At 69.8% G+C, this 21,473-nt stretch carries 18 protein-coding genes and 3 pseudogenes; 11 read left to right on the top strand and 10 right to left on the bottom strand.

The window, feature by feature from the left end:
• Positions 1-144: 144 nt before the first annotated feature.
• The 5 genes and pseudogenes from ABT115_RS13255 to ABT115_RS13235 form a co-directional block, all read right to left on the bottom strand.
• Positions 145-810, bottom strand: a pseudogene (locus tag ABT115_RS13255) (dienelactone hydrolase family protein); the annotation flags it as partial.
• 306 nt (positions 811-1,116) lie between these two features.
• Complete coding sequence (locus tag ABT115_RS13250; RefSeq protein ID WP_351787929.1) at positions 1,117-2,544, bottom strand: RtcB family protein; 1,428 nt, start codon at positions 2,542-2,544, stop codon at positions 1,117-1,119.
• Positions 2,545-2,549: 5 nt separating this feature from the next.
• Complete coding sequence (locus tag ABT115_RS13245; RefSeq protein WP_351787926.1) at positions 2,550-3,533, bottom strand: CapA family protein; 984 nt, start codon at positions 3,531-3,533, stop codon at positions 2,550-2,552.
• Positions 3,534-3,560: 27 nt separating this feature from the next.
• On the bottom strand, positions 3,561-4,004 hold the full coding sequence (locus tag ABT115_RS13240; RefSeq protein WP_351787924.1) for an archease: 444 nt from the start codon (positions 4,002-4,004) through the stop codon (positions 3,561-3,563).
• A 228-nt stretch (positions 4,005-4,232) separates the two neighbouring features.
• Complete coding sequence (locus ABT115_RS13235; RefSeq protein WP_351787921.1) at positions 4,233-4,685, bottom strand: MarR family winged helix-turn-helix transcriptional regulator; 453 nt, start codon at positions 4,683-4,685, stop codon at positions 4,233-4,235.
• A 212-nt stretch (positions 4,686-4,897) separates the two neighbouring features.
• Between ABT115_RS13235 and ABT115_RS13230 the strand changes: the two genes are divergently transcribed.
• From ABT115_RS13230 to ABT115_RS13195, 8 genes and pseudogenes are all read left to right on the top strand, one after another.
• Positions 4,898-5,680, top strand: coding sequence for a CoA transferase subunit A (locus ABT115_RS13230; protein WP_351787918.1), 783 nt, complete (start codon positions 4,898-4,900; stop codon positions 5,678-5,680).
• Complete coding sequence (locus ABT115_RS13225; RefSeq protein WP_351787915.1) at positions 5,680-6,327, top strand: CoA transferase subunit B; 648 nt, start codon at positions 5,680-5,682, stop codon at positions 6,325-6,327. The genes ABT115_RS13230 and ABT115_RS13225 overlap by 1 nt, the downstream gene beginning before the upstream one ends.
• A gap of 2 nt (positions 6,328-6,329) precedes the next feature.
• Complete coding sequence (locus ABT115_RS13220) at positions 6,330-7,532, top strand: thiolase family protein (RefSeq protein ID WP_351788224.1); 1,203 nt, start codon at positions 6,330-6,332, stop codon at positions 7,530-7,532.
• Between the two features lie 33 nt (positions 7,533-7,565).
• The gene (gene pcaH / locus ABT115_RS13215) at positions 7,566-8,333 is read left to right on the top strand and encodes a protocatechuate 3,4-dioxygenase subunit beta (RefSeq protein ID WP_351787912.1); all 768 of its coding nucleotides are present in this window, start codon (positions 7,566-7,568) and stop codon (positions 8,331-8,333) included.
• Positions 8,333-8,893 (top strand): protocatechuate 3,4-dioxygenase subunit alpha, encoded by a 561-nt coding sequence (pcaG, locus tag ABT115_RS13210; RefSeq protein WP_351787909.1) that lies wholly within the window; start codon positions 8,333-8,335, stop codon positions 8,891-8,893. The genes pcaH and pcaG overlap by 1 nt, the downstream gene beginning before the upstream one ends.
• A complete protein-coding gene (pcaB, locus tag ABT115_RS13205) occupies positions 8,890-10,251 on the top strand; it encodes a 3-carboxy-cis,cis-muconate cycloisomerase (protein WP_351787906.1) in 1,362 nt (453 codons plus the stop codon). Before pcaG ends, pcaB begins: the two co-directional genes overlap by 4 nt.
• A 97-nt stretch (positions 10,252-10,348) precedes the next feature.
• Positions 10,349-11,497, top strand: coding sequence for a bifunctional 3-oxoadipate enol-lactonase/4-carboxymuconolactone decarboxylase PcaDC (pcaDC, locus tag ABT115_RS13200; RefSeq protein ID WP_351787904.1), 1,149 nt, complete (start codon positions 10,349-10,351; stop codon positions 11,495-11,497).
• Between the two features lie 5 nt (positions 11,498-11,502).
• Positions 11,503-12,303: pseudogene (locus tag ABT115_RS13195) on the top strand (4-hydroxybenzoate 3-monooxygenase); the annotation flags it as partial.
• Between the two features lie 119 nt (positions 12,304-12,422).
• Here the strand turns inward: ABT115_RS13195 and ABT115_RS13190 are convergent.
• Positions 12,423-13,442, bottom strand: coding sequence for an aldo/keto reductase (locus ABT115_RS13190; RefSeq protein WP_351787901.1), 1,020 nt, complete (start codon positions 13,440-13,442; stop codon positions 12,423-12,425).
• A 155-nt stretch (positions 13,443-13,597) separates the two neighbouring features.
• Here ABT115_RS13190 and ABT115_RS13185 point away from each other — a divergent pair, with 155 nt between their 5' ends.
• Together ABT115_RS13185 and ABT115_RS13180 are read left to right on the top strand one after the other, a co-directional pair.
• Positions 13,598-14,191, top strand: a complete 594-nt coding sequence (locus ABT115_RS13185; protein WP_351787898.1) for a TetR/AcrR family transcriptional regulator — start codon at positions 13,598-13,600, stop codon at positions 14,189-14,191.
• A gap of 22 nt (positions 14,192-14,213) precedes the next feature.
• A pseudogene (locus tag ABT115_RS13180) lies at positions 14,214-14,590 on the top strand (transposase); the annotation flags it as partial.
• Between the two features lie 49 nt (positions 14,591-14,639).
• Here the strand turns inward: ABT115_RS13180 and ABT115_RS13175 are convergent.
• The 4 genes from ABT115_RS13175 to ABT115_RS13160 all read right to left on the bottom strand — a co-directional run bounded on the left by ABT115_RS13175 (position 14,640) and on the right by ABT115_RS13160 (position 19,802).
• A complete protein-coding gene (locus tag ABT115_RS13175) occupies positions 14,640-15,404 on the bottom strand; it encodes a GNAT family N-acetyltransferase (protein ID WP_351788221.1) in 765 nt (254 codons plus the stop codon).
• A gap of 191 nt (positions 15,405-15,595) precedes the next feature.
• A complete protein-coding gene (locus ABT115_RS13170; RefSeq protein ID WP_351787896.1) occupies positions 15,596-17,992 on the bottom strand; it encodes an ATP-binding cassette domain-containing protein in 2,397 nt (798 codons plus the stop codon).
• 223 nt (positions 17,993-18,215) lie between these two features.
• Positions 18,216-18,416: a hypothetical protein gene (locus ABT115_RS13165; protein ID WP_351787893.1), complete on the bottom strand. Its 201-nt coding sequence runs from the start codon at positions 18,414-18,416 to the stop codon at positions 18,216-18,218.
• Between the two features lie 174 nt (positions 18,417-18,590).
• Positions 18,591-19,802 (bottom strand): Dyp-type peroxidase, encoded by a 1,212-nt coding sequence (locus ABT115_RS13160; protein ID WP_351787890.1) that lies wholly within the window; start codon positions 19,800-19,802, stop codon positions 18,591-18,593.
• Positions 19,803-19,859: 57 nt separating this feature from the next.
• Between ABT115_RS13160 and ABT115_RS13155 the strand changes: the two genes are divergently transcribed.
• Positions 19,860-21,197: a right-handed parallel beta-helix repeat-containing protein gene (locus tag ABT115_RS13155; RefSeq protein ID WP_351787887.1), complete on the top strand. Its 1,338-nt coding sequence runs from the start codon at positions 19,860-19,862 to the stop codon at positions 21,195-21,197.
• The last annotated feature ends 276 nt before the right edge of the window (positions 21,198-21,473 follow it).

Genomic DNA, 21,473 nt, shown 5'->3' with positions numbered 1-21,473 from the left:
AGAGGGATGGGAATCACACTTCGGAGAGCCAAACGCCGATTCCCGGCCATCAGGGTTTCGCTGGTGGAAGAAGCGCGGCTGTTGTCCGCTTCCGAAGTCGGCCGCACCTCCTCGACCAGCACCGGCAGAGGCCGGGGCGGATCTCTACCGAACCTGGGGCGGTTCACCTGCACGACGCCCCAGGTGGCTGGTGAACCACTCTCTGGCCAGGTCCGCCACCTTTCCCAGAGCACCAGGCTCCTCGAACAGGTGAGTGGCGCCGGGCACCACTGCAAGTCGGCTCTCGCAGCGCAGCAAGGCCTGGGCCTGGCGGTTGAGGTCCAGCACCAGGTCGTCTTCTCCGCCGACGATGAGCAGCGTGGGCGCGGTCACTGCTGGCAGGCGGGTTCCGGCCAGATCGGGCCTGCCGCCGCGCGAGACGACCGCCGCGGCCGGGGAGTCCGGCTCCGCCGCCGCCCACAATGCGGCGGCTGCGCCGGTACTGGCGCCGAAGTAGCCGACTGCGCAGCCATCGGTCGCGGGCTGGTCGAGCAGCCAGCGGGTGGCGTTGGCCAGGCGGCGGGCCAGCAGAACGGCGTCGAAGACGTGGGCGCGATCCAGTTCTTCCTCCGCCGTCAGAAGGTCGAACAACAGCGTGGCCAGGCCGAACTTGTTCAGCGACGTCGAGACGGAGCGGTTGCGCGGGCTGTGTCGGCTGCTGCCGCTGCCGTGGGCGAACACCACGATGCTCGTGGCCCCTTCGGGGACAACCAGCTGCCCGTGCAGCCGGACCGGTCCGGCATGTACGACGACTTCCTGATCCGTGGCGGCCATCGCCGTTCCTTCCACGGTTGCTGCGTCTACGTGCTGCTGCTCGATGCGGCTTTCGGCTTTCGACCGTACTTCTCATCGGCCCTGCACCCACCACGCTACTCGCGTTCTGCCTAAGGGCTGTCCCGTAATCCCTGGCGGGCGCGCGACGACAGCTACGGCACCTCGCCGCGTTGTCGGAACGTCCGCATACATCCAGTATGCGGACGTCCCTCCGTCTTGCGATGCACCGCATCTGACGCCGCGCGCTGATCCACCACGGATTACGGGACAGCCCTTAGGCGCGAGCGGCTGGTCAGTACTGGTTCATCCCTTGACGACGCCCAGCGGCACCAGGCGGGCAACCGGCCGGGCGAGTCCGGCGCCCGCGGTGACGGCAGCGACCGCGTCGACGTCCTTGTACGCCTCCGGCGTCTCCTCGGCGAGACCACGCCACGAGGAGGGACGCACGGCGATTCCCCGGGCCTCCAGCTCGCCGCGAAGCCGCTCCCCACGGACCATCCGCAGCGCGTGGTGGCGGCTCCAGACCCGGCCGGCGCCGTGGCAGGCGGAGTGGAAGGCGTCGTTGCCGGGCAGGCCGACCATCACGTACGAGGCGGTGCCCATCGTCCCGGGGACGAGTACTGGCTGGCCCGCCTGGACGAGGTCCTCGGGCAGGCTCGGGTCGCCGGGCGGCAGCGCCCGCGTCGCGCCCTTGCGGTGGACGCACAGTGGACGTGCCACACCGTCCACTTCGTGGGTCTCGATTTTGGCCGTGTTGTGCGAGATGTCGTAAACCAGCTCCAGACCGACTCCCGCAGCCGTCGCGAAGGCGTGGCGGGTGGCTTCGGACAGCAGCTGGCGGTTGGCTCGGCCGTAGTTGGCGGCCGCCGCCATCGCCCCCAGGTAGGCGCGGCCTCGCGGCGAGTCGACCGGCGTGCAGGCCAGCTGCCGGTCCGGTACCTGGATGCGGTGCCGGTGCAGTTCCTGGTCCATCACGCGGACGTGGTCGGTGCACACCTGGTGTCCCAGGCCGCGCGAGCCGCAATGGATCATGACGCACACCTGCCCCACCCGCAGCCCGAAGGACGTCGCGACAGCCGGGTCGTAGATCTGGTCCACCGCCTGGACCTCCAGGAAATGGTTGCCCGAGCCGAGGCTTCCCACTTGGTGGAGGCCGCGTTCGACGGCGCGCGTGCTCACCTGCCCCGGGGCCGCGCCGTCCAAGACGCCGTAGTCCTCGCAGCGCGCGAGGTCGCGCGGCACTCCGTGGCCGTGCTCGACCGCGTACCGAGCGCCGCCGACCAGCAGCTCGTCCATCTCCCCGGCCCCCGACAGCTTCCACAGGCCGCCGCGCCCCATGCCGCGTGGGATGGTGCTGTCGAGGGTGTCCATCAGCCGTCGCAACCGGTCATGGCCGAGCGCCTCGCGGTCGATGCCGGCGGCCAGCAGCCGTACACCGCAGGAGATGTCGAACCCGACGCCGCCCGGCGAGATGACCCCGCCGTGGGAGATGTCGGTGGCGGCCACCCCGCCGATCGGGAAGCCGTAGCCCCAGTGGACGTCGGGCATGGCGAAGGAGGCGCGGACGATGCCGGGCAGCGTCGCCACGTTCGCCACCTGCTCCAGCGCCTTGTCCCCAGCCGCCTGCGGCAGCAGCGCCCGCGAGGCGAACACCACCCCGGGTACGCGCATCGGTTCCCGCTGCTCGATACGGAAACGGTACGGGCTCTTCTCCATCAGTGTGATGTCCACGTCCCTCACCTCCAGTCGACCGTCAGCCGTCCGGCCCGATCGGCGACGGCGGTGCCGAACTCGGCGCAGGCGGTGGTGAGCCGCTCGCGGATCCACTCCCGGTCCTCGCCGCGCGCCAGGCGGGTGTGGCAGTAATCCAGGGCCAGCGGTATCGCCTCCACCCGGGTGGGCACCAGGTGCGCGGCATCCGGGCCGTCCAGGGTCACCAGGAAGAGAAGCCCCAGGTCGTTGCGCAGGACCGGGTCGACGGCGTAGTCGTCGACGAAGTCGCCCAGGTCGTAGAGGATCCGGTCGGCGATCCCGTGGAAGACATGGGCGGAGTGCCCGGCGACCAGCGTCGCTCCCGCAGCCAGCAGCTCCGGTGCCGCGGCCGCGACGTGGCGCGGCGGCCGGGAGGTCATGTTGGGGCCCCAGTGCGGCGTGACCAGCACGACATCGGCCGCTGCGGCGGCCCGCCCCACCGACTCCGTCAGCCAGCCGGGCACCCCCGCGTGGAGATCGGCCCAGGCCACCCCGGGACGGTCCGCCCCGGCCGCGTACTCCTGCGGGTGGTCTGTGACACCCACCACCGCAAGCCGCACACCGTCCGCTTCCAGCACCGCGAACTCCCGGGCCGCGCCTGCGGTCGCCCCGGCACCCACCGCGTGGACGCCCGCCCTGGCCAGCAGGGTGCGGGTGTCGGCCATGGCGTCGAACCCGTAGTCCAGGGCGTGGTTGTTGGCGAGCGTCACACAGTCCGCCCCCAGTTCGGCCAGCACCTTGGCGGCGGCGGAGGGAGCGCGGAAGAAGAAGGCCTTTCGCGGGTCGGGCCAGCGGTGCCCGCGGTCGGAGACACAGCACTCCAGGTTGAGCACGAACAGGTCCGCCTCCGCGAGCGCCTCCCTGACCCCTGTGGAGACCAGCGTCCCCGGCACCGGCGAGCGGCGCAGCTCCTCGGCGACGCCGCGCCCGAGCATGGTGTCGCCGGCCAGTGCCACCGTGAGAGCCATGATCCAGTCACCTTCCCCGTCCTGCACTCAGACGTCGAGGGTCACCCGGCAGGTCCAGCCGCCAGGGCCGCCGCGCAGTTGCAGATCGTGCAGCGAAACGGCCTTCGGTACCGCACCGACCGGCACGGCGGTGCCGACGTCGGCCATCCGGAAGTGGACCGACAGGCCTCGGCCGTCCCCCGCCGACCGGATCGGTCCCACCTCCACATCGAGCGGGATCTCGCCGTCGGTATCCATCCGGTAGACGACCTCCTCCAGGACGGATACCAGCAGATCCTCGTCGGACTCCGCAGTGACCGCGTATGTGCGTTCCGCGACGAGTGCGGCCCCGGACGTGTCGGCGAAGCCCTCCACCACCGCGCGCACCGCTTCGCCGATGCAGCCCTCGGCCGTCGGTGACCACGCCTCCACCCGCATGTCCGCTGTGTGGGGCACAGCCCGGTGGCCACTCGCGCCGGGCTGCTTCCCCATAGGTTCCCGACCGTCCACGGTCGGCGCCTCTCCGTCGACTCCGGATGCACAGCCTGCTGGCGAGTTGCCCGAGCCGCAGGCGATGCCTCCTCCAGAGTCGTCCCGTACACCGCTCCAGGGCAACCTTCACGAGGCGCGACATCAACGAGCCGCCGCGAGGGAAGCAACACGCTGATTCTCTGCGAGGCAGGGAGCGGTGGGGGACAGAGGTTTGGGGCGGCGGCCGAGTCAGGAGGGGGTCTGCGGGTCGCGGAGTTCCTCCGCTGCGTCCGAGACCCGTCGGATCAGGTTCATGAAGAGGGCCTGCTCCTCGGGGGACAACGGGGCGAGGAAGACCTGGTTCATGCGGGCCGTACGCACCTTGAGCCTGCCGTGGGTACGCGTGCCCTCATCGGTGAGCCGCAGCAGGAAGCGGCGGCCGTCGTCCGGGTCACGGACCTTGTCCAGCAGACCGCGGCGGCTGAGTCGGCTGATGACCTCGGCGATGGTGGAGCGGTCCAGGCCCACACGCTCGCCGACGGTCCGCTGATCCAGGCCTGGCTCGGCCATGAGTGCGTTGATGACACCGAACTGGGGCGAGGTGATCTCCTCGGAGACCATCGTGTTCCACAACAGATGGTGCGCTTGCTGCAGCCGTCGGGCCAGGTGCCCGGGGTGGGTGGACAGATCCACCGCGGCCATGGTGCTCCTTCGGTTCAATGCTTCGTCGGTGTGCTGAGTAATTCTCACCCAAGCCACTTCGTCTGCCAACTCGGACAGAGGCAGGTATCCCTTCTGTGAAGGGATACCTTGACGCTTGAACCTTCGGGTGTAAGCATTGCGAAACCTTGAAGAAATGCTCAGTACCCTGACTAAATCCGGTTGCGGGTGCCGGCGGAGATGAGGCTTTTCGCATGGACAAGGTGGTTGCCACAGCCGATGAGGCGGTGGCCGACGTCCGGGACGGAGCGGCGCTCGCGGTGGGTGGGTTCGGCCTGAGCGGGGTTCCGGACGTGCTGATCGCGGCGGTGTACGACCTCGGTGTGTCGGGTCTGAGTGTGGTGTCCAACAACTGTGGGGCGATGGACTCGGGGCTGGCGGTCCTCCTGTCCGCGGGGCGTATCTCCCGCGTCACCGGGTCCTACATCGGCGGGAACAAGGAGTTCGCCCGTCAGTACCTGGGCGGCGAGCTCGAGGTCGAGATGATCCCGCAAGGCACGCTGGCCGAGCGGCTGCGGGCCGGAGGGTGCGGCATTCCCGCGTTCTACACACCCGCCGGGGTGGGCACGCAAGTCGCCGAGGGCGGGCTGCCCTGGCGCTACGACGGGCAGGGGGGTGTCTTGCTCGCGTCACCGCCCAAGGAGGTGCGCGAGTTCGACGGCACCGAGTACATCCTGGAACACGGCATCCGCACGGACTTCGCCCTGGTGCGTGCGGCCAAGGGGGACCGGCACGGGAACCTGGTCTTCAACAAGTCGAGCCGGAACTTCAACCCCCTCGCGGCGATGGCCGGGAAGGTGACGATCGCCGAGGTCGAAGAGCTCGTGGAGCCGGGCGAGATCGATCCGGACGAGGTGCATCTGCCCGGCATCTTCGTACAACGCGTGGTCGCCCTCACCCCCGAACAGGCCGCCTGCAAGAAGATTGAACGGCGCACGATTTCCGTGCCCGAGGCGCGAGGGACGGTGCGCAGCTGATGGCCTGGACACGTGAACAGATGGCGGCGCGGGCCGCGTGCGAGCTGGAGAACGGCCAGTACGTCAACCTCGGCATCGGGCTTCCGACGCTGATCCCCAATTACCTCCCCGACGACGTCGAGGTGGTTCTGGAGTCGGAGAACGGCATCCTGGGGGTGGGCCCCTACCCCACCGAGGACCGGATCGACCCGGATCTGATCAATGCCGGCAAGGAGACCGTCACGGTCCTGCCCGGGGCCTCCTGCTTCGACTCGGCGCTGTCGTTCGGGATGATCCGCGGCGGGCACATCGATGTCGCCGTCCTCGGTGCCATGCAGGTCTCCGCACGCGGCGATCTCGCCAACTGGGCCGTCCCAGGCAAGATGATCACTGGGATCGGCGGCGCGATGGACCTCGTCCACGGCGCGCGGACCGTCGTCGTCGTGATGACGCACACCGCCAAGGACGGCTCCCCGAAGATCGTGGAGGAGTGCACGCTGCCGCTGACCGGCAGGGCCTGCGTCGACCGGATCATCACCGACCTCGGCGTGCTGGATGTGACCGAGAACGGGCTGGTGCTGGTGGAGTGCGCGCCGGGCGTGGTGTCCGGCGAGGTAGTGGAGCAGACGGCCGCCAAGGTCCGTATCGCCGAAGGAGTCCCGTCATGAGTCTGCGAGACGTCTACATCGTGGACGCCGTCCGCACTCCGGCCGGCAAGTACAACGGCAGCCTCGCGAGCGTCCGTCCGGACGACCTGGGCGCCCATGTCATCCGTGAACTCCTTGCCCGTACACCCGACTTGGAGCCGTCCCGGATCGAGGATGTCTATTTCGGCAACGCCAACGGCGCGGGGGAGGAGAACCGCAACGTCGGGCGGATGGCCGGGCTGCTCGCCGGGCTCCCCTTCACCGTACCGGGCGTGACCGTCAACCGGCTGTGCGCCTCAGGGCTGGAGGCCGTCATCCAGGCAGCGCGGGCCATCGCGCTCGGCGACGCCTCCGTCGTCGTGGCCGGAGGCGTCGAGTCGATGACCCGCGCACCTTACGTGCTACCGAAGAGCGACCGGGCGTTCCCCGCGGGCCACGCGGAGCTGTACTCCACCACGCTGGGCTGGCGCATGGTCAACCCGAGGATGGACCCGCAGTGGACCGTCCCGCTCGGCGAGTCCGCCGAACTCATCGCGGACAAGCACGGGATCACGCGTGAACAGCAGGACGCCTTCGCACTGGCGTCGCACCAGAAGGCCGCCGAGGCCCAGAAGAACGGGCTGCTCGACGCCGAGATCGTGCCGGTGCCCGTCCCGCAGCGCAAAGGCGACCCCGTCCTCTTCGACCGTGACGAGTGCGTACGCCCCGAGGCCTCCATCGAAGCTATGGCGAAGCTCAAGCCGTCCTTCCGTACCCACGGCGGCACGGTCACCGCGGGCAACGCCTCACCGCTCAATGACGGCGCGTCGGCGCTGCTCCTCGTCGACGAGGAGGGCCTGAAGGCAACGGGCCGCGAGCCCCTGGCCCGGGTCGGCGCCTGTGGTGTCTCGGCGATCGAGCCGCACTACTTCGGGCTCGCCCCGGTCCAGGCGGTCAATCGCGCACTCGCCAAGGCCGGCAAGTCCTTCGGCGACCTGACCACGCTGGAGTTGAACGAGGCGTTCGCCGCCCAGGTGCTCGGCTGTGTCGCCGAGTGGCCCGAGTTCGACCTGGCCATCCTCAACCCGCGTGGGGGAGCCATCGCACTGGGCCACCCGCTGGGCGCCTCCGGTGCCCGCCTCGCCGGCACCGTCGCCCACCAGCTCGCGCGGAAGGGCTCGGGCACGGGCGTCGCCACCCTCTGCATCGGCGTCGGACAGGGGCTCGCCCTCGTCCTCGAACGCTGACCCGCATTCCCGCCCCCATGGAGTCGGCACCCTATGAGTACGTCACCCCTGCCCGATGGGCTGAGCCAGCGCGAGATCGACGCCGAGATCGCCAAGGCACAGGCCGCGTCGACCACCCACAACCACCCGCCGCGTGACTACCCGCCCTACCGCAGCAGCCACTTGCGGCACCCCGAACAGCCGCAGACAGCGCTGCGCGACCCCGAGGCCGTCGAGCTGAGCGGCCCCGTGTTCGGCGTCACCGACATCACCGCACTCGACAGCGATCTCACCCGCCAGCACCCGGGCGAACCGTTCGGCGAGCGGATCACCGTGTCCGGCCGGGTACTCGACCGTGCCGGACGGCCCGTACGCGGTCAGCTGGTCGAACTGTGGCAGGCGAACGCGTCCGGGCGGTACGCCCACCAGCTCGACCAGCATCCCGCCCCGCTCGACCCGAACTTCACCGGCTTCGGACGCTGCCTGACGGACGACGACGGCGGCTACTTCTTCACGACGATCAAGCCCGGCGCGTATCCGTGGCGCAACCACACGAACGCGTGGCGCCCCGCCCACATTCACTTCTCCCTCTTCGGTACGGCGTTCGCCCAGCGGCTCGTGACACAGATGTACTTCCCGGGCGACCCGATCCTGCCGTACGACCCGGTTCTGCAGTCGGTCACCGACGAGTCCGCGCGCCGGCGCCTGGTCTCGACGTACGACCATGACCTCTCCGTCCCCGAGTGGTCCCTCGGCTACCGCTGGGACATCGTCCTCGACGGTCCGTCCGCCACCCTCTTCGAGGAAGGTCACGATCACTGATGAACTCCTACGCCCCGACCCCCTCCCAGACCGTCGGCCCGTTCTACGGCTACGCGCTGCCCTTCGCAGGCGGCGCCGACGTCGCCCCGGCCGGCCACCCCGACACGATCACGCTGCACGGGTACGTGTACGACGGGGCCGGAAACCCGGTGTCCGACGCCTTGATCGAGACCTGGCAGCCCGCCCCCGACGGCTCGCGCACCGGCGCGCCCGGCTCGCTGCGCCACAACCCGGTCACCGGCGAGGTCGTCGGCCGTGACGGTGTCGCCTTCACCGGCTTCGGGCGCGTCCCGACGGACGCGGACGGCCACTTCGCGGTGCGTACGCTGCCGCCGGGCGGCGTCCCTTACGTGGCGGTCGTGGTCTTCGCGCGCGGACTGCTGCACCACCTCTACACGCGCGCATACCTGGAGGACTCCGGCGACGCGCTGCTCGACTCCCTGGACGCGGAGCGCCGCGCCACACTCCGCGCCACGCCCGAGCCGGGCAATCCGCGCACGTACCGTTTCGACATCCGCCTTCAGGGCGCCGGTGAAACGGTCTTCCTGGAGTTCCAGTGACATCCGTCGTCATAGACGCAGGCCTGCTCGCCCCAGGGCGGGCAGGCTCCCCGGCCGAATCCGCGACCGGGGACACCGCGTTTCTGCAAGCGCTGCTCGACGCGGAGTCCGCGCTGACCCGCGCCCAGGCGGCCGTCGGCCAGGTCCCAGACGAGGCCGCGCGGGCGGTCACGGCCGCGGCCGATGCGGCCCGCTTCGACGTCCGCTCCCTCGCACTGCGGGCGCAGGGCGGCGGCAACCCGGTCATCCCGCTCGTCGTCGACCTGACGGCAGCGGCCGGGGAGGAGTACGGCCCGTACGTCCATCGGGGCGCGACGAGCCAGGACATCATGGACACAGCGGCCATGCTGGTGGCCGCCCGGACCCTGGACCTGGTCCTCGACGACCTGCACTGGTGTGAACGGGCGCTGTCCCGACTGTCGGCGACCCACCGCGACACGGCGATGCCCGGCCGCACCCTTACTCAGCACGCCGTGCCGACGACCTTCGGTCTGAAGGCGGCCGGTTGGCGGTCGCTGATCCTCGACGCGCGCGACCGGGTGCAGACCGTACGGGAGCACCTGCCTGCCCAACTGGGCGGCGCGGCAGGCACACTGGCGGCGTTCTCGGCGTTCGCCGACCCTGAGCCCTTGCCCCAGGAAGGCGGTATGGGCTGCGCAGCGGAACTCCTCGCCGCCTACGCCCGCGAACTCGGGCTCACCGAGCCGCAGTTGCCCTGGCACACTCTCCGTACCCCCGTTGCCGACCTCGCGGGCGCGCTCGCGTTCACCGCAGGTGCTCTGGGCAAGACCGCTGTCGATGTCCTGACTCTCTCCCGTACGGAAATCGCCGAACTGGCAGAAGGCAACGGCGGCGGCTCGTCCGCCATGCCGCACAAGGCGAACCCCGTCCGCGCCACGCTCATTGTCGCGGCGGCCCGCCGCGCCCCCAACCTCGCCGCCACCCTGTACGGGTCGCTCACCGCGGAGGACGAGCGCCCCGCCGGGGCCTGGCACGCCGAATGGGAGCCACTGCGCGACCTGCTCCGCCTGGTCGGCAGCGCCGCACGCGACGCCGCCGAGCTCACCGAGGGCCTCAAAGTGCACGCGGACACGATGCGCGAACACCTCGGCCTCACTCGCGGACTGATCGTCTCCGAGCGGCTGGCCGTCCAGCTCGCCCCGACCCTGGGCCGCGCCCGCGCCAAAGCCCTGCTCACCGACATCGGCAAGCGCGCTTACACCGAGGGCAGGACCCTCGCGGAACTGCTCGCCGAGGTCCCCGAGCTTGCGCACATCGACCTCACGGAACTCACCGACCCCGCCCACTACACCGGCTCCGCCGGAGCCCTCACCGACCGTGCCCTGGAGCGACGTTGAACGCGCTGCCGCATTCTCCCGGGACCGACCCCCGGACCCCAGCCCGGAAAGACGGGCGCAGTGACGTGCCCGGCTCGCCCCTGCGAGGCGGACTTCAGTGAACAACACGCCCGACTCCGTTCCGGCCGGCAAGCTGCCGCACCACCGCGCCGAGGGACCGGCCACCGCTCCCGCCCTGATCCTCGGCCCGTCACTCGGTACATCGACAGCCCTCTGGGATGCCGTCGCAACCGAAATGTCCATCTCTCACCGGGTCGTACGCTGGGACCTGCCCGGCCACGGCGGCTCCGACGCAGGGCTGATCGGCCCCGGCACGACGATCGGTGAGCTGGCCCGCCTCGTACTGTCCCTCGCCGATTCGCTCGGGATCGACCGTTTCGCGTACGCCGGGGTCTCGCTCGGTGGTGCCGTCGGTCTGCATCTCGCCGTGCACCACTCGGAGCGCGTGGAGAGCCTCGCAGTGATCTGCTCATCGGCTCACTTCGGCGGCTCCGCGATGTGGGAGGAGCGGGCCGCGCTGGTACGCCGCGAGGGTCTGGGTTCGCTCGCACAGAGCGCGAACGCCCGTTGGTTCACGCCCGGTTTCACCGTGCCCGTACTCGTGGCGGACCACCGCGGCGCCGACCCGGACGCATATGCCGCGTGCTGCGATGCGCTGGCCGCGTTCGACATCCGGGACAGGCTCTCCTCGATCACCGCGCCCACGCTGCTCATAGCGGGCCGTGAGGACCCCGCAACGCCGCCCGCGCATCTGCGGGAGATCGCCGATGCGGTGTCCGGTGCCACGCTCACCGAGATCCCGGGCGCATCGCACCTGGCGCCCGCGGAGCAGCCGGAGGCTGTCCTGACGGCACTGCGTTCCCACCTCACCGGTGCGCCGAGGCGGGGCATGGAGGTGCGCCGCCAGGTGCTCGGCGACACCCATGTGGACCGCGCGCAGGCGCGGCAGACCGACTTCAGCGCAAGGTTCCAGGACTTCATCTCCCGATACGCGTGGGGCGAGATCTGGACCGACGACACGCTCACGCGCCGCGAGCGCAGCATGATCACCATGACAGCGCTGGTTGCACACGGCCACTACGACGAACTGGCCATGCACATCCGGGCAGCGCGGCGCAACGGTCTCACGCCCGAGGAGATCGGCGCGGTGCTGCTCCAGACTGGCGTCTACTGCGGCGTTCCGGCGGCCAATTCCGCGTTCGCGGTGGCACAACGAGTATTGGCGGAGGACACCGCCGGGCATTGACCGCGGGCGCCGACACCGGCCGCCCCGGAATCCGCTACATCCACGAGGGCCGTGAGCAGTCTCTGACCTGCGACTACGTGGTCGGCTGCGACGGCTTCCACGGCGTGGCCCGCAGCGCGGTCCCGGACAGCGTACGCACGACGTACGAGCGGACCTATCCGTACTCCTGGCTCGGGGTCCTTGCCGAAGCCCCGCCCGTGTACGACGAGTTGATCTACGCCCACTCCGAGCGCGGGTTCGCCCTGGCCAGCATGCGCTCCCCGTCGGTGAGCCGCCTCTACCTCCAAGTTCCCAACGGCACCGACCCTGCAGACTGGTCCGACGATCGGATCTGGGACGAGCTCGACTCCCGTCTCGCCGTCACCGCCGACCCGGGATGGCGGCTGAAGCGCGGCCGGGTCACGCAGAAGTCCGTGCTGCCGATGCGTAGTTCGGTCACCGAGCCGATGCGCTGGGGCCGCGTCTTCCTGGCCGGTGACGCCGCGCACATCGTGCCGCCCACGGGTGCCAAGGGCCTCAATCTCGCCGCCGCCGACGTGATCGTCCTGGCCCGCGCTTTTGCCCACCAGAAGGAAACGGGCTCGGGCGAACTGCTCGACGCGTACTCCGACACCTGTCTGCGCCGGGTCTGGCGGGCCGAGCATTTCTCGTACTTCATGACCACGACCTTGCACACCGACCCGGAACAGTCCGCCTTCGGCACCAGGCTCCAGCTCTCCCAGCTCGACCGGATCGCGACATCGCCGCACGCCGCCGCCGAACTGGCGGAGAACTACACCGGACTGCCTCTTGGGCCGAGGGCCTGATCGCACAGAGGCCCGCCTGCCGGGGGAGAGCCCCTGGCAGGACGGCCCGAGAGGTCCTGCGCGATTCCCGCGGATCCGAGAAGCGCGGGGGGAGGAGGTCGAGGCTTTCCCTCGGTCTATCAGCGGCGTCGCAGGGACGGGTTGAGTAGCGCGGGCGGAGTGTCGTTCTTCTCATGCGCGGCCAGGTCGGTGCCGGGGGCCACGATGGCGTCGATCGCATCGAGTACGTCGGCGGAGAGCACGGTGTCTGCGGCGGCGAGTTGCGAGTGCAGGTGGTCCAGCGTCCGGGGTCCGATGAGCGCGCTGGTCACAGCAGGGTGCGCGGTCACGAATCCGAGCGCGAGCTGGATCATGGTCAGGCCGGCCTCGTCGGCGACCTTGGCCAACCGCTCGACAGCTTCGAGCTTGGCCCGGTTGGCGGGGACGGTGGTATCGAAACGCTGCGGCATGAACGCTGCGCGGTTGGTGGTGATCTCCCGGCCCTCGCGGATCGCGCCCGACAGCCAGCCCGAGGCCAGCGGGCTCCACACCAGCACACCGAGCCCGTATTCCTCGGTCACGGGCAGGACGTGGGCCTCGATCCCGCGCTGCAGGATCGAATAGCTGGGCTGTTCCGTGACGTAGCGGCTCAGGTGGTGTTGGCGGGCGGCCCACTGTGCCTGCGCGATGCGGTAGGCGGGGAAGGTCGAGGAGCCGAAGTAACGGATCTTTCCGGTGCGCTGCAGGTCGGTCAGAGCCGACAGCGTCTCCTCGTCGCTGGTACGGGGGTCCCACCGGTGGATCTGGTAGAGATCGACGTGGTCGACACCGAGACGGCGCAGGCTGTCGTCCAGTGCGGTGACCAGCCAGCGGCGCGAACCGCCCTGATGGCTGCGCTCGTCGCCCATCGGCAGGCTCGCCTTGGTGGCCAGCACGATGTCCTCGCGGCGGCCGGCGACGGCCTTGCCGACCATCTCTTCCGACGCGCCGCCGCTGTACACGTCGGCGGTGTCGATCACGTTGATCCCGGCCTCAAGAGCAGCGTCGACGATGGCGGTGACCTCGTCCTGGGTGGTGCGCCCGATCTTGCCGAAGTTCATCGCGCCGAGCGCGAGGGTGCTGACCTGCACACCGGTGCGGCCCAGATTGCGGTACTGCATGACTGTGTGTCTCCTCATTGCAGCTGGAACGTGTGCGATGGGTGGCTTGGATGTCAGGTTCCTGCTCTGGCATCATGAGCAAAGCGGAACCCCGTTCCGGAACGATACGGAACACTGTTCCGGTTTGGCAAGCGCGATGACCACGGAGGAGCGCGGTGAACGACAGCGGCCAGGGCGCAGAGGGCGCGGCCCAGTCCAAACGGAAGGACGCCCGGCGTAACAAGGAGGCCCTGCTCGACGCGGCAGCCGCGGTCTTCGTCACGGCAGGCGTGGAAGCGCCCGTACGCGACATTGCGACCAAGGCCGGTGTCGGGCTGGGCACGATCTACCGCCACTTCCCGACGCGAGCGGACCTCATCATCGCCGTCTACCGGCACCAGGTCGACGCCTGCGCCGAGGCCGGTCCAACGCTTCTGGCGGCCAGCCCGACTCCTCATGCCGCACTAGGACAGTGGGTCAGCCGCTTCGTCGACTTCCTGGTCACCAAGCACGGACTCGCCGCAGTGCTCCAGTCCGACAACGCCGCCTTCGACACGCTGCACGGCTACTTCCTCGACCGCCTCGTGCCCGTCTGCGCCCAGCTGATCGAAGCCGCAGCAGCCGCTGGTGAGATCCGCTCCGACATCAGTGCCTACGAACTCATGCGCGGAGTCGGCAACCTCTGCATCGGCGCGGACATCGATCCCGGCTACGACGCACGTCGACTGGCCGAAATCCTCATTGCGGGACTTCGCCTACCACTGGGATAGAGCTTGATCTGTGGTTGCGGCAGGATGGTCGCCGCAGTTCGAGCCCGTGCTGGAGAAGGTCCGTGTGCCCCGCCTCGGGCCGGGCCGGCCGTGCGTCCGCCCCGATCGCGTACGCGCTGCAAGGCGTACGCCTCCCGCAAGAACCGCGCTTACCTGCGCCGCCGTGGCATCCGCTGCACCATCCCGGACAAAGCCGACCAGGCGCACAACCGCAGGAAGCGTGGCTCCCGCGGTGGTCGGCCACCCGAGTTCAACGCCGAGGACTACAAGGCTCGGCATGCCGTCGAGTGCGGCATCAACCGCCTCAAAAGGAACCGGGCGGTGGCCACGAGATACGACAAGCTCGCGGTCCGCTACGAGGCCACTGTCCTCGTAGCGGCCATCAATGAGTGGCTGTGACCGGCCCATTCAGGGATGGCGGACGGACAGCCCGTGGAGTCTTGGCGGTTCAGGGGTTGATGGCATGTTCGACGAACTGGCCGCAGGAACGGAACCCCAGACGGCGGTAGACGGGCTCGCCGTCGGCCGACGCCTGCAGGACCGCGATGCGGTGGTCTCGCTCGCGGGCCGTGCGGAGGGCCGCGAGCGTGATGGCGCCGCCGTAGCCGCGCTGGCGGTGGGCGGCCAGGGTGGAGATGTTGTAGATGCCGGCGACTCCCGCGTGGTGGAACACCTCGGCGGAGCAGACCGGGCGGTTCTCCACGTAGCCCACCAGGTACCGGGCCGGGCAGGTCGCGGCCATTGCCTGCGAAGCGGCTCGGGCGAAGAAGCGTCGGACGGTTTCGGCGGGCGGGTTCCAGTTCGCGGCGAGGACCGTGGCGTAGTCGGCGAGCTGTTCGGGTGTGGTCACGCTCCGGATGTCCAGTCCCGGGACGGCGGGAGGCGGCAGGGTGTCGTCCAGTTCGGCCCACATCGCCGTCTCGTGTTCGGACACCGGCAGACCGGCCGCCGTCAGGCGGGTGGTGAGGTCCGCCGGTGTCGAGGCAGGGCCCACCCACCAGGAGAAACGGCGGCCGGTGCGGGCCAGTGTCCCGGCGGTCTCGGTGATGCGGGCCGTGACGTCGTCGGCGGTGAAGCGGGCCGCGGCGACGATGTTGAACGTGTCGTCGTCCAGGCCACTGTCCGCGACCAGAAGGTCACCAGCCTCTGTGACGGTCGCGCCAGACATACTCCGGTGCAGATGACAGGCGTGTTCCGCCAGGTTCCGTTCCACCCTGTCCGTCAAGTCGGCTTCGTAAAGGAAATGATCATTCATGGCGATTGATCCCAGCACGACCGGGCGAAGATCGCATGCCATTTTAGGCAGTGTTGCGCCGACGACCAGCACTTTCGATACACGCCCTAGGGTCGCGGCCGACAGGGTTTGCCCCGTCGCGACGCCCACGGTGTCCGCGACGGCCTTGGTCAGGTGCCGACGTAGGCGGAGAGGTGCTCGCCGGTGAGGGTGGAGCGGGCGGCGACGAGGGCGGCGGGTGTGCCCTCGAAGACGATCCGGCCGCCGTCGTGGCCGGCGCCGGGGCCGAGGTCGATGATCCAGTCGGCGTGCGCCATGACCGCCTGGTGGTGCTCGATGACTATGACCGATTTACCGGAGTCGACGAGCCGGTCGAGCAGGCCGAGCAATTGCTCGACGTCAGCGAGGTGGAGGCCGGTGGTCGGCTCGTCGAGGACGTAGACGCCGCCCTTCTCGGCCATGTGGGTGGCCAGCTTGAGCCGCTGCCGCTCGCCGCCGGACAGCGTGGTGAGCGGCTGACCAAGGCTGAGGTAGCCGAGCCCGACGTCGGCTAGCCGGCCGAGGACGGCGTGCGCGGTCGGCGTGCGCGCCTCGCCGGCGCCGAAGAACTCCCTGGCCTCGGTCACCGACATCGCGAGCACCTCGCTGATGTCGCGGCCGCCGAGGTGGTACTCGAGCACCGACGCCTGGAACCGCTTCCCCTCGCACTCCTCGCAGGGGATGGCGACGCCGGCCATCATCGCGAGGTCGGTGTAGACGACGCCGGCGCCCTTGCATTCGGGGCAGGCGCCCTCGGAGTTGGCGCTGAACAGTGCAGGCTTCACGCCGTTGGCCTTCGCGAACGCCTTGCGGATCGGGTCGAGGAGTCCGGTGTACGTTGCCGGGTTACTCCGTCGCGAGCCGCGGATCGCGCCCTGGTCGACCGACACCACACCATCGTCTGCGGGGATCGACCCGTGCACGAGCGAGCTCTTGCCGGAGCCGGCGACGCCGGTGACGACGGTGAGCACGCCGAGCGGGATGTCGACGTCGACGTCGCGCAGGTTGTTCGCCGACGCGCCGCGGATCTCCAGCGTGCCGGTGGGCTTGCGCACCGTCTCCTTGACGGAGGCCCGGTCGTCGAAATGGCGGCCGGTGACGGTGCCGCCGGCCCGCAGCCCCCCGACGGTGCCCTCGAAGCAGACGGTGCCGCCCGCAGTACCGGCTCCGGGGCCGAGGTCGACGACGTGGTCGGCGATCGCGATCGTCTCCGGTTTGTGCTCCACGACGAGCACCGTGTTGCCCTTGTCCCGCAGCCGCAGCAGCAGGCCGTTCATCCGCTGGATGTCGTGGGGGTGCAGGCCGATGGTGGGCTCGTCGAACACGTAGGTGACGTCGGTGAGCGAGGAGCCGAGGTGGCGGATCATCTTGGTGCGCTGCGCCTCGCCGCCTGACAGCGTGCCCGACGCCCGGTCGAGCGAGAGGTAGCCGAGGCCGATCTCCACGAACGAGTCGAGGGTCTGCTGCAGCGCCGTAAGAAGCGGCGCCACCGAAGGCTCGTCGAGGCCGCGGACCCACTCGGCCAGGTCACTGATCTGCATTGCGCAGGCGTCGGCGATGTTGATCTTCTTGATCTTCGACGACCGGGCGGCTTCGCTGAGCCGGGTGCCACCGCACTCGGGGCAGGTGGTGAAGGTGACCGCGCGGTCCACGAACGCCCGGATGTGCGGCTGCATCGCCTCCCTGTCTTTGGAGAGGAACGACTTCTGGATCTTGGGGATCAGCCCCTCGTAGGTGAGGTTCACGCCCTCGACCTTCACCTTGGTCGGCTCCCGGTAGAGGAAGTCGTGCATCTCCTTCTTGGTGAACTTGCGGATCGGCTTGTTCGGGTCGAGGAGGCCCGACTCGCTGTAGACCCGCACGGTCCAGAAGCTGTCGGACTTCCAGCCGGGAATGGTGAACGCACCCTCGGCGATCGACTTGGAGTCGTCGTAGAGCTGGGTGAGGTCGATGTCGGAGACCTTGCCGCGGCCCTCGCAGCGCGTGCACATGCCGCCGGTGCGGGTGAAGGTCTTTTTCACGGCCTTGGTCCTGTTGGCACCGCGGTCGACCGTCAACGCACCGCTCGCCTGGACCGAGGCGACGTTGAAGGCGAACGCGCTGGGCGGCCCGACGTGCGGCTTGCCGAGCCGACTGAAAAGGATGCGCAGCATCGCGTTGGTGTCGGTGGCGGTGCCGACCGTGGAGCGGGGGTCGGCACCCATTCGCTGCTGGTCGACGATGATCGCGGTCGTCAGCCCTTCGAGTACGTCGACCTCGGGCCGCGCCGGCGTCGGCATGAAACCCTGCACGAAGGTGCTGTAGGTCTCGTTGATCAGCCGCTGAGACTCCGCGGCGATCGTGTCGAACACCAGAGAGCTCTTGCCCGAGCCGGAGACGCCGGTGAACACCGTCAGCCGCCGCTTCGGGATCTCGATGCTGACGTCCTTGAGGTTGTTCTCGCGCGCGCGCTGCACGCGGATCAGGCCGTGGTTGTCGGCTACGTGCGGCGCAGGCGAATTCGTCTCCGTCCTCGTGGCCATGCTCATCGTGTCTCCATCTGTTGGGCGGGGCCGCCTTCGCGGTCCCCATGGGCGTCACCTGGCTCGGACCGACCAGCGTCGAGCGTAACGTCTGGTTCTCACGCAATGGTGTGACGCGGGTTCCTGGGCTAAGGGCTGTCCCGTAATCCGTGGCGGATCAGCGCGCGGCGTCAGATGCGGTGCATCGCAAGGCGGAGCGTCGTCCGCCCGCTGGACGCCTGCCCCGATGTCAGTGGTCCTGGGGGCTGTTGCGCTCCGGCTGCTCCGGGCATTCGGGGCAGTCGGGATTGCGGCAGGGGCCCGGCCCACGCACGGGCACGAAGACGCCGAGGGTCTTGTGCCGCCTCATGATGGTGGTGGCCAGAGGGTGCTTGCAAACCGGGCACACAAGCGTCCCCTGGGGGCCGGTCTCATGCTCGACTTTGCTCATTTTTTGATGATAGTTGCGTGCTCGGGGGAGGGGACAGGCCACGTGCGGCGTTGATCAGTGCATCGGGCGGGCGGATCATCCGGCTGCTGGTCCTGCTCAGCTTGTGCGCCGTCGAGTCGGGCGTCCCGGCCTTGGGCCGGTGGTCGTGGTGGGGAGGAGGCAGCGAGGCGGACCTCATGTCCAGAGCTGTTCGCCGAGAGTCCCGGCGGGTGCGGTGCCGGGCAGGACGTACGCCACGGCCGAGGCCCGGTGTTGGAGGAAGGGGGTGAGGGCATCGCGGGCGGCCAGGCGGTTCTGGACGCGAGTGAACTGGGCGGGGTCGCGCATGAAGGCGCAGAAGAGCAGGCCGCGGTCGGTCGGGCCATCGTCGTAGCTGTAGCTGCGGCGGAGCATACGGGCGCCGCCGTCGAAGCGGGGGCTGGCAAGACGCACGTGGGCGGTGGCGGGGATGACGTAGGAACCGTCGGGGTTCTTGGCGTAGATGTCCGGCTCGTCACGCTCGGCGGTGCCGCTGAGGGGGGCGCCGTCACGGGCGCGGCGGCCGACCACCCGGTCACGCTCGCCCTCGGGGAGGGCCGCGAAGCCGGTGACGTCCATGTGGATTTTGCGGTAGACCAAGATGGTGCCGTTCCGGTGGGCTCCGGGTGGGCCCCAGACCCACTGCTCGGCCGCCGCGTGATCGGGGTTGGCGGTGCCGTCCTTGGAGCCGAACAAGTTGCGCGGGGTGGTGCCCGGGGCTGTGTGGGGCAGGAAGCCGGACTGGGTCCAGCGCGGTACGGCGCCGACGGCGTGCGCGGCCGTGCCGGCGAGTTCGGCGACGATGGTGACGGTCCAGCGGTCGGCTGCGGACAGTTGGACCAGAAGATCGCCGTTGCTGCGGTGCGGGTCGAGGCGGTCGCCGGGGAAGGGTGGCAACTCGCCGAGTGAGGCAGGGACGTTGAGGCCGAGGCGGGCTGCGAGGGCAGGGCCGATGCCGACCAGGGAGGCGAGCCGGGTCGCGCCGCCGCCCCGGAGTCGTGGGTCCGCCGGGGCGTCGGAGGCTGCGGTGGCGAGCGTGCGGGTCAGCGCGCCGAGGACGCTGCGCAGGGTCTTCCGGTCGGCGGCGGAGGAGGTCTGCGGGAGGTCGAAGGAGAGCAGGTGCGTTGCCGGTCGTTGAGGCGCCGTGACCCCTGCCTGTCGGGCGCTGTGGAAGGGAATCGCGGCCTCGGTCGGCGGGGCGCCGGCGGTGGCACGGCCGGCTGCCCGGTCGTCTCTCGCCGGTTCGTCGGCCGCCGCGCCGATCCCGGCGGCGAGCACCGCTCCGCCGGCGAGCAGTGCCCGGCGCCGCCCGAAACCGGTTGCCGCGGGTCTGGGCGGATCCTGCGCATTTCCCTGTTCGGTGGGCATACGCCTATTGGAGACGATAAAACAACTGCCATGCAAATCCTGTCTACACAAAGCCTGTTGACCCCTTCGCCAGGCCCGGCGTTGTTCCGGGCGGCGCTGCGTCTGTCGGTGCTGGTCGTCTCGGTCGCGATGGCGGCCACCGGGTGCTCCGCAACAGGGTCGAAGTCCACCGACGCGCGGCATCCGGCCGGGAGCGTGCTACGCGTTCCGGAGGACTTCCCCTCGGTGCAGCAGGCGGTGGACGTCGCTCGTGAGGGCGAGACGGTGCTGATCGGCCCGGGCCTGTACCGGGAGAGCGTGCGCGTCACCAAGCCCCGCGTGGTGCTGCGCGGAACGGACCGCAACAAGGTGGTCTTCGACGGTGGTGTGCGTCTGGCCAACGGCATCACCGTGACCGGCGCCGGCTCGGTGGTCGAGAACCTCACCGTGCACGGCTACCTCGCCAACGGCGTGCTGTTCACCGGCGTCACCGACGAGCGGTTGCAACAGCGCGGCGCCGGCGGCTCCGCCTACGACCCGCTGGACACCACCCGCTTCCCTCCCGTCCGGGGCTTCCGTGCGACCGGGGTGACGGCGTACAACAACGGCCTGTACGGCATCTACGCCTTTGACGCGCGCAGCGGCGTGATCGAGGACTCATACGCCTCCGGGCACGCCGACTCGGGCATCTACGTCGGTCAGTGCAAGCCATGCGAAACCGTCGTCCGCGGCAACATCGTGGAGCGCAACGCGGTCGGCATCGAACTGACCAATGCCTCGGACGGCTTGTCGGTGCTGGGCAACCGCGTCGCCCACAACCGGGTCGGCGTCACGGTCAACTCCAATGACCTGGAGGCCCTCGCCCCGCAGCACGGCGCGGTGATCGCGGGCAACGTAATCGCCGACAACAATGCGGCCGACACGCCCCAGCAGGCGGACGGGGCCTTCGGCATCGGCATCGGCATCGGTGGCGGCACTGCGAACCGCGTCCAGCGCAACCTGGTCCAGGGCAACCGGGCGGCCGGGGTGGTCGTTACCGACCCGCCGGGGCATCCGGCGAGTGGCAATCGCGTCGAGGGCAATCGCGCCACCGGCAACGGAACCGACCTCGTGCTGGCCTCAGCCGATCCCACCAACTGTTTCGTAGGCAACCGGCCTGACACCCAGAGCCCGGACCGCCTGGAGAAGCACGCGGGCTGCGGCACCCGCGGCCGGGGCGCGCTGCCCACCGGCCGGACGGCGTCGGTACAGGCGCCGCCCGGCGTCCCGTTCAGCCAGGTGCCGGCCCCGCCTGCCCAGCCGTCCATGCCGGACCCGACGGCCCCGGGCAGGTCGGCGACCGGCCTGCCGGGGGTTGTCGACGCGGCAGCGTACCCGCTCCCCAAGAACGTGGACGCCGTACCGCACTCGCGCTGAGCACGACACACTGGTGGACTCGGCCCCCGCTTCACCATGCCTCCCTACAGGGTGAACAACAGTTCCTATTTCTTTCAGTGGATATCTGTCACCTTCGGTGAATATCGTGATGTTGTGAAGCTTTCCGAGTGGGCGGTGCGCAACGGTGTGCATTACCAGACCGCGTGGACGTGGGCGAAGGAGGGCCGTATGCCGGTCCCGGTCGTCCAGACGCCGTCGGGTACATGGCTCGTGACCGAGTCGGTCCCGCAGGCTGCGGGACGGGTCGTGGCGTAC

It is taken from the genome of Streptomyces sp. NPDC001832 (assembly GCF_040297265.1).
In the GTDB taxonomy this organism is placed as follows: Bacteria; Actinomycetota; Actinomycetes; order Streptomycetales; family Streptomycetaceae; genus Streptomyces.
Note: the sequence above shows the minus strand (reverse complement) of the source record. Positions and strands in the feature narration are given on the sequence as shown.

Bases quoted from the DNA above. Each gene is read 5' to 3' on its own strand.
- ABT115_RS13245 (WP_351787926.1), bottom strand. From the start codon at position 3,533: ATGGCTCTCACGGTGGCACTGGCCGGCGACACCATGCTCGGGCGCGGC.
- ABT115_RS13240 (WP_351787924.1), bottom strand. From the start codon at position 4,004: ATGGGGAAGCAGCCCGGCGCGAGTGGCCACCGGGCTGTGCCCCACACA.
- ABT115_RS13235 (WP_351787921.1), bottom strand. From the start codon at position 4,685: ATGGCCGCGGTGGATCTGTCCACCCACCCCGGGCACCTGGCCCGACGG.
- ABT115_RS13230 (WP_351787918.1), top strand. From the start codon at position 4,898: ATGGACAAGGTGGTTGCCACAGCCGATGAGGCGGTGGCCGACGTCCGG.
- ABT115_RS13225 (WP_351787915.1), top strand. From the start codon at position 5,680: ATGGCCTGGACACGTGAACAGATGGCGGCGCGGGCCGCGTGCGAGCTG.
- pcaH (WP_351787912.1), top strand. From the start codon at position 7,566: ATGAGTACGTCACCCCTGCCCGATGGGCTGAGCCAGCGCGAGATCGAC.
- pcaG (WP_351787909.1), top strand. From the start codon at position 8,333: ATGAACTCCTACGCCCCGACCCCCTCCCAGACCGTCGGCCCGTTCTAC.
- ABT115_RS13190 (WP_351787901.1), bottom strand. From the start codon at position 13,442: ATGCAGTACCGCAATCTGGGCCGCACCGGTGTGCAGGTCAGCACCCTC.
- ABT115_RS13170 (WP_351787896.1), bottom strand. From the start codon at position 17,992: ATGAGCATGGCCACGAGGACGGAGACGAATTCGCCTGCGCCGCACGTA.
- ABT115_RS13165 (WP_351787893.1), bottom strand. From the start codon at position 18,416: ATGAGCAAAGTCGAGCATGAGACCGGCCCCCAGGGGACGCTTGTGTGC.
- ABT115_RS13160 (WP_351787890.1), bottom strand. From the start codon at position 19,802: ATGCCCACCGAACAGGGAAATGCGCAGGATCCGCCCAGACCCGCGGCA.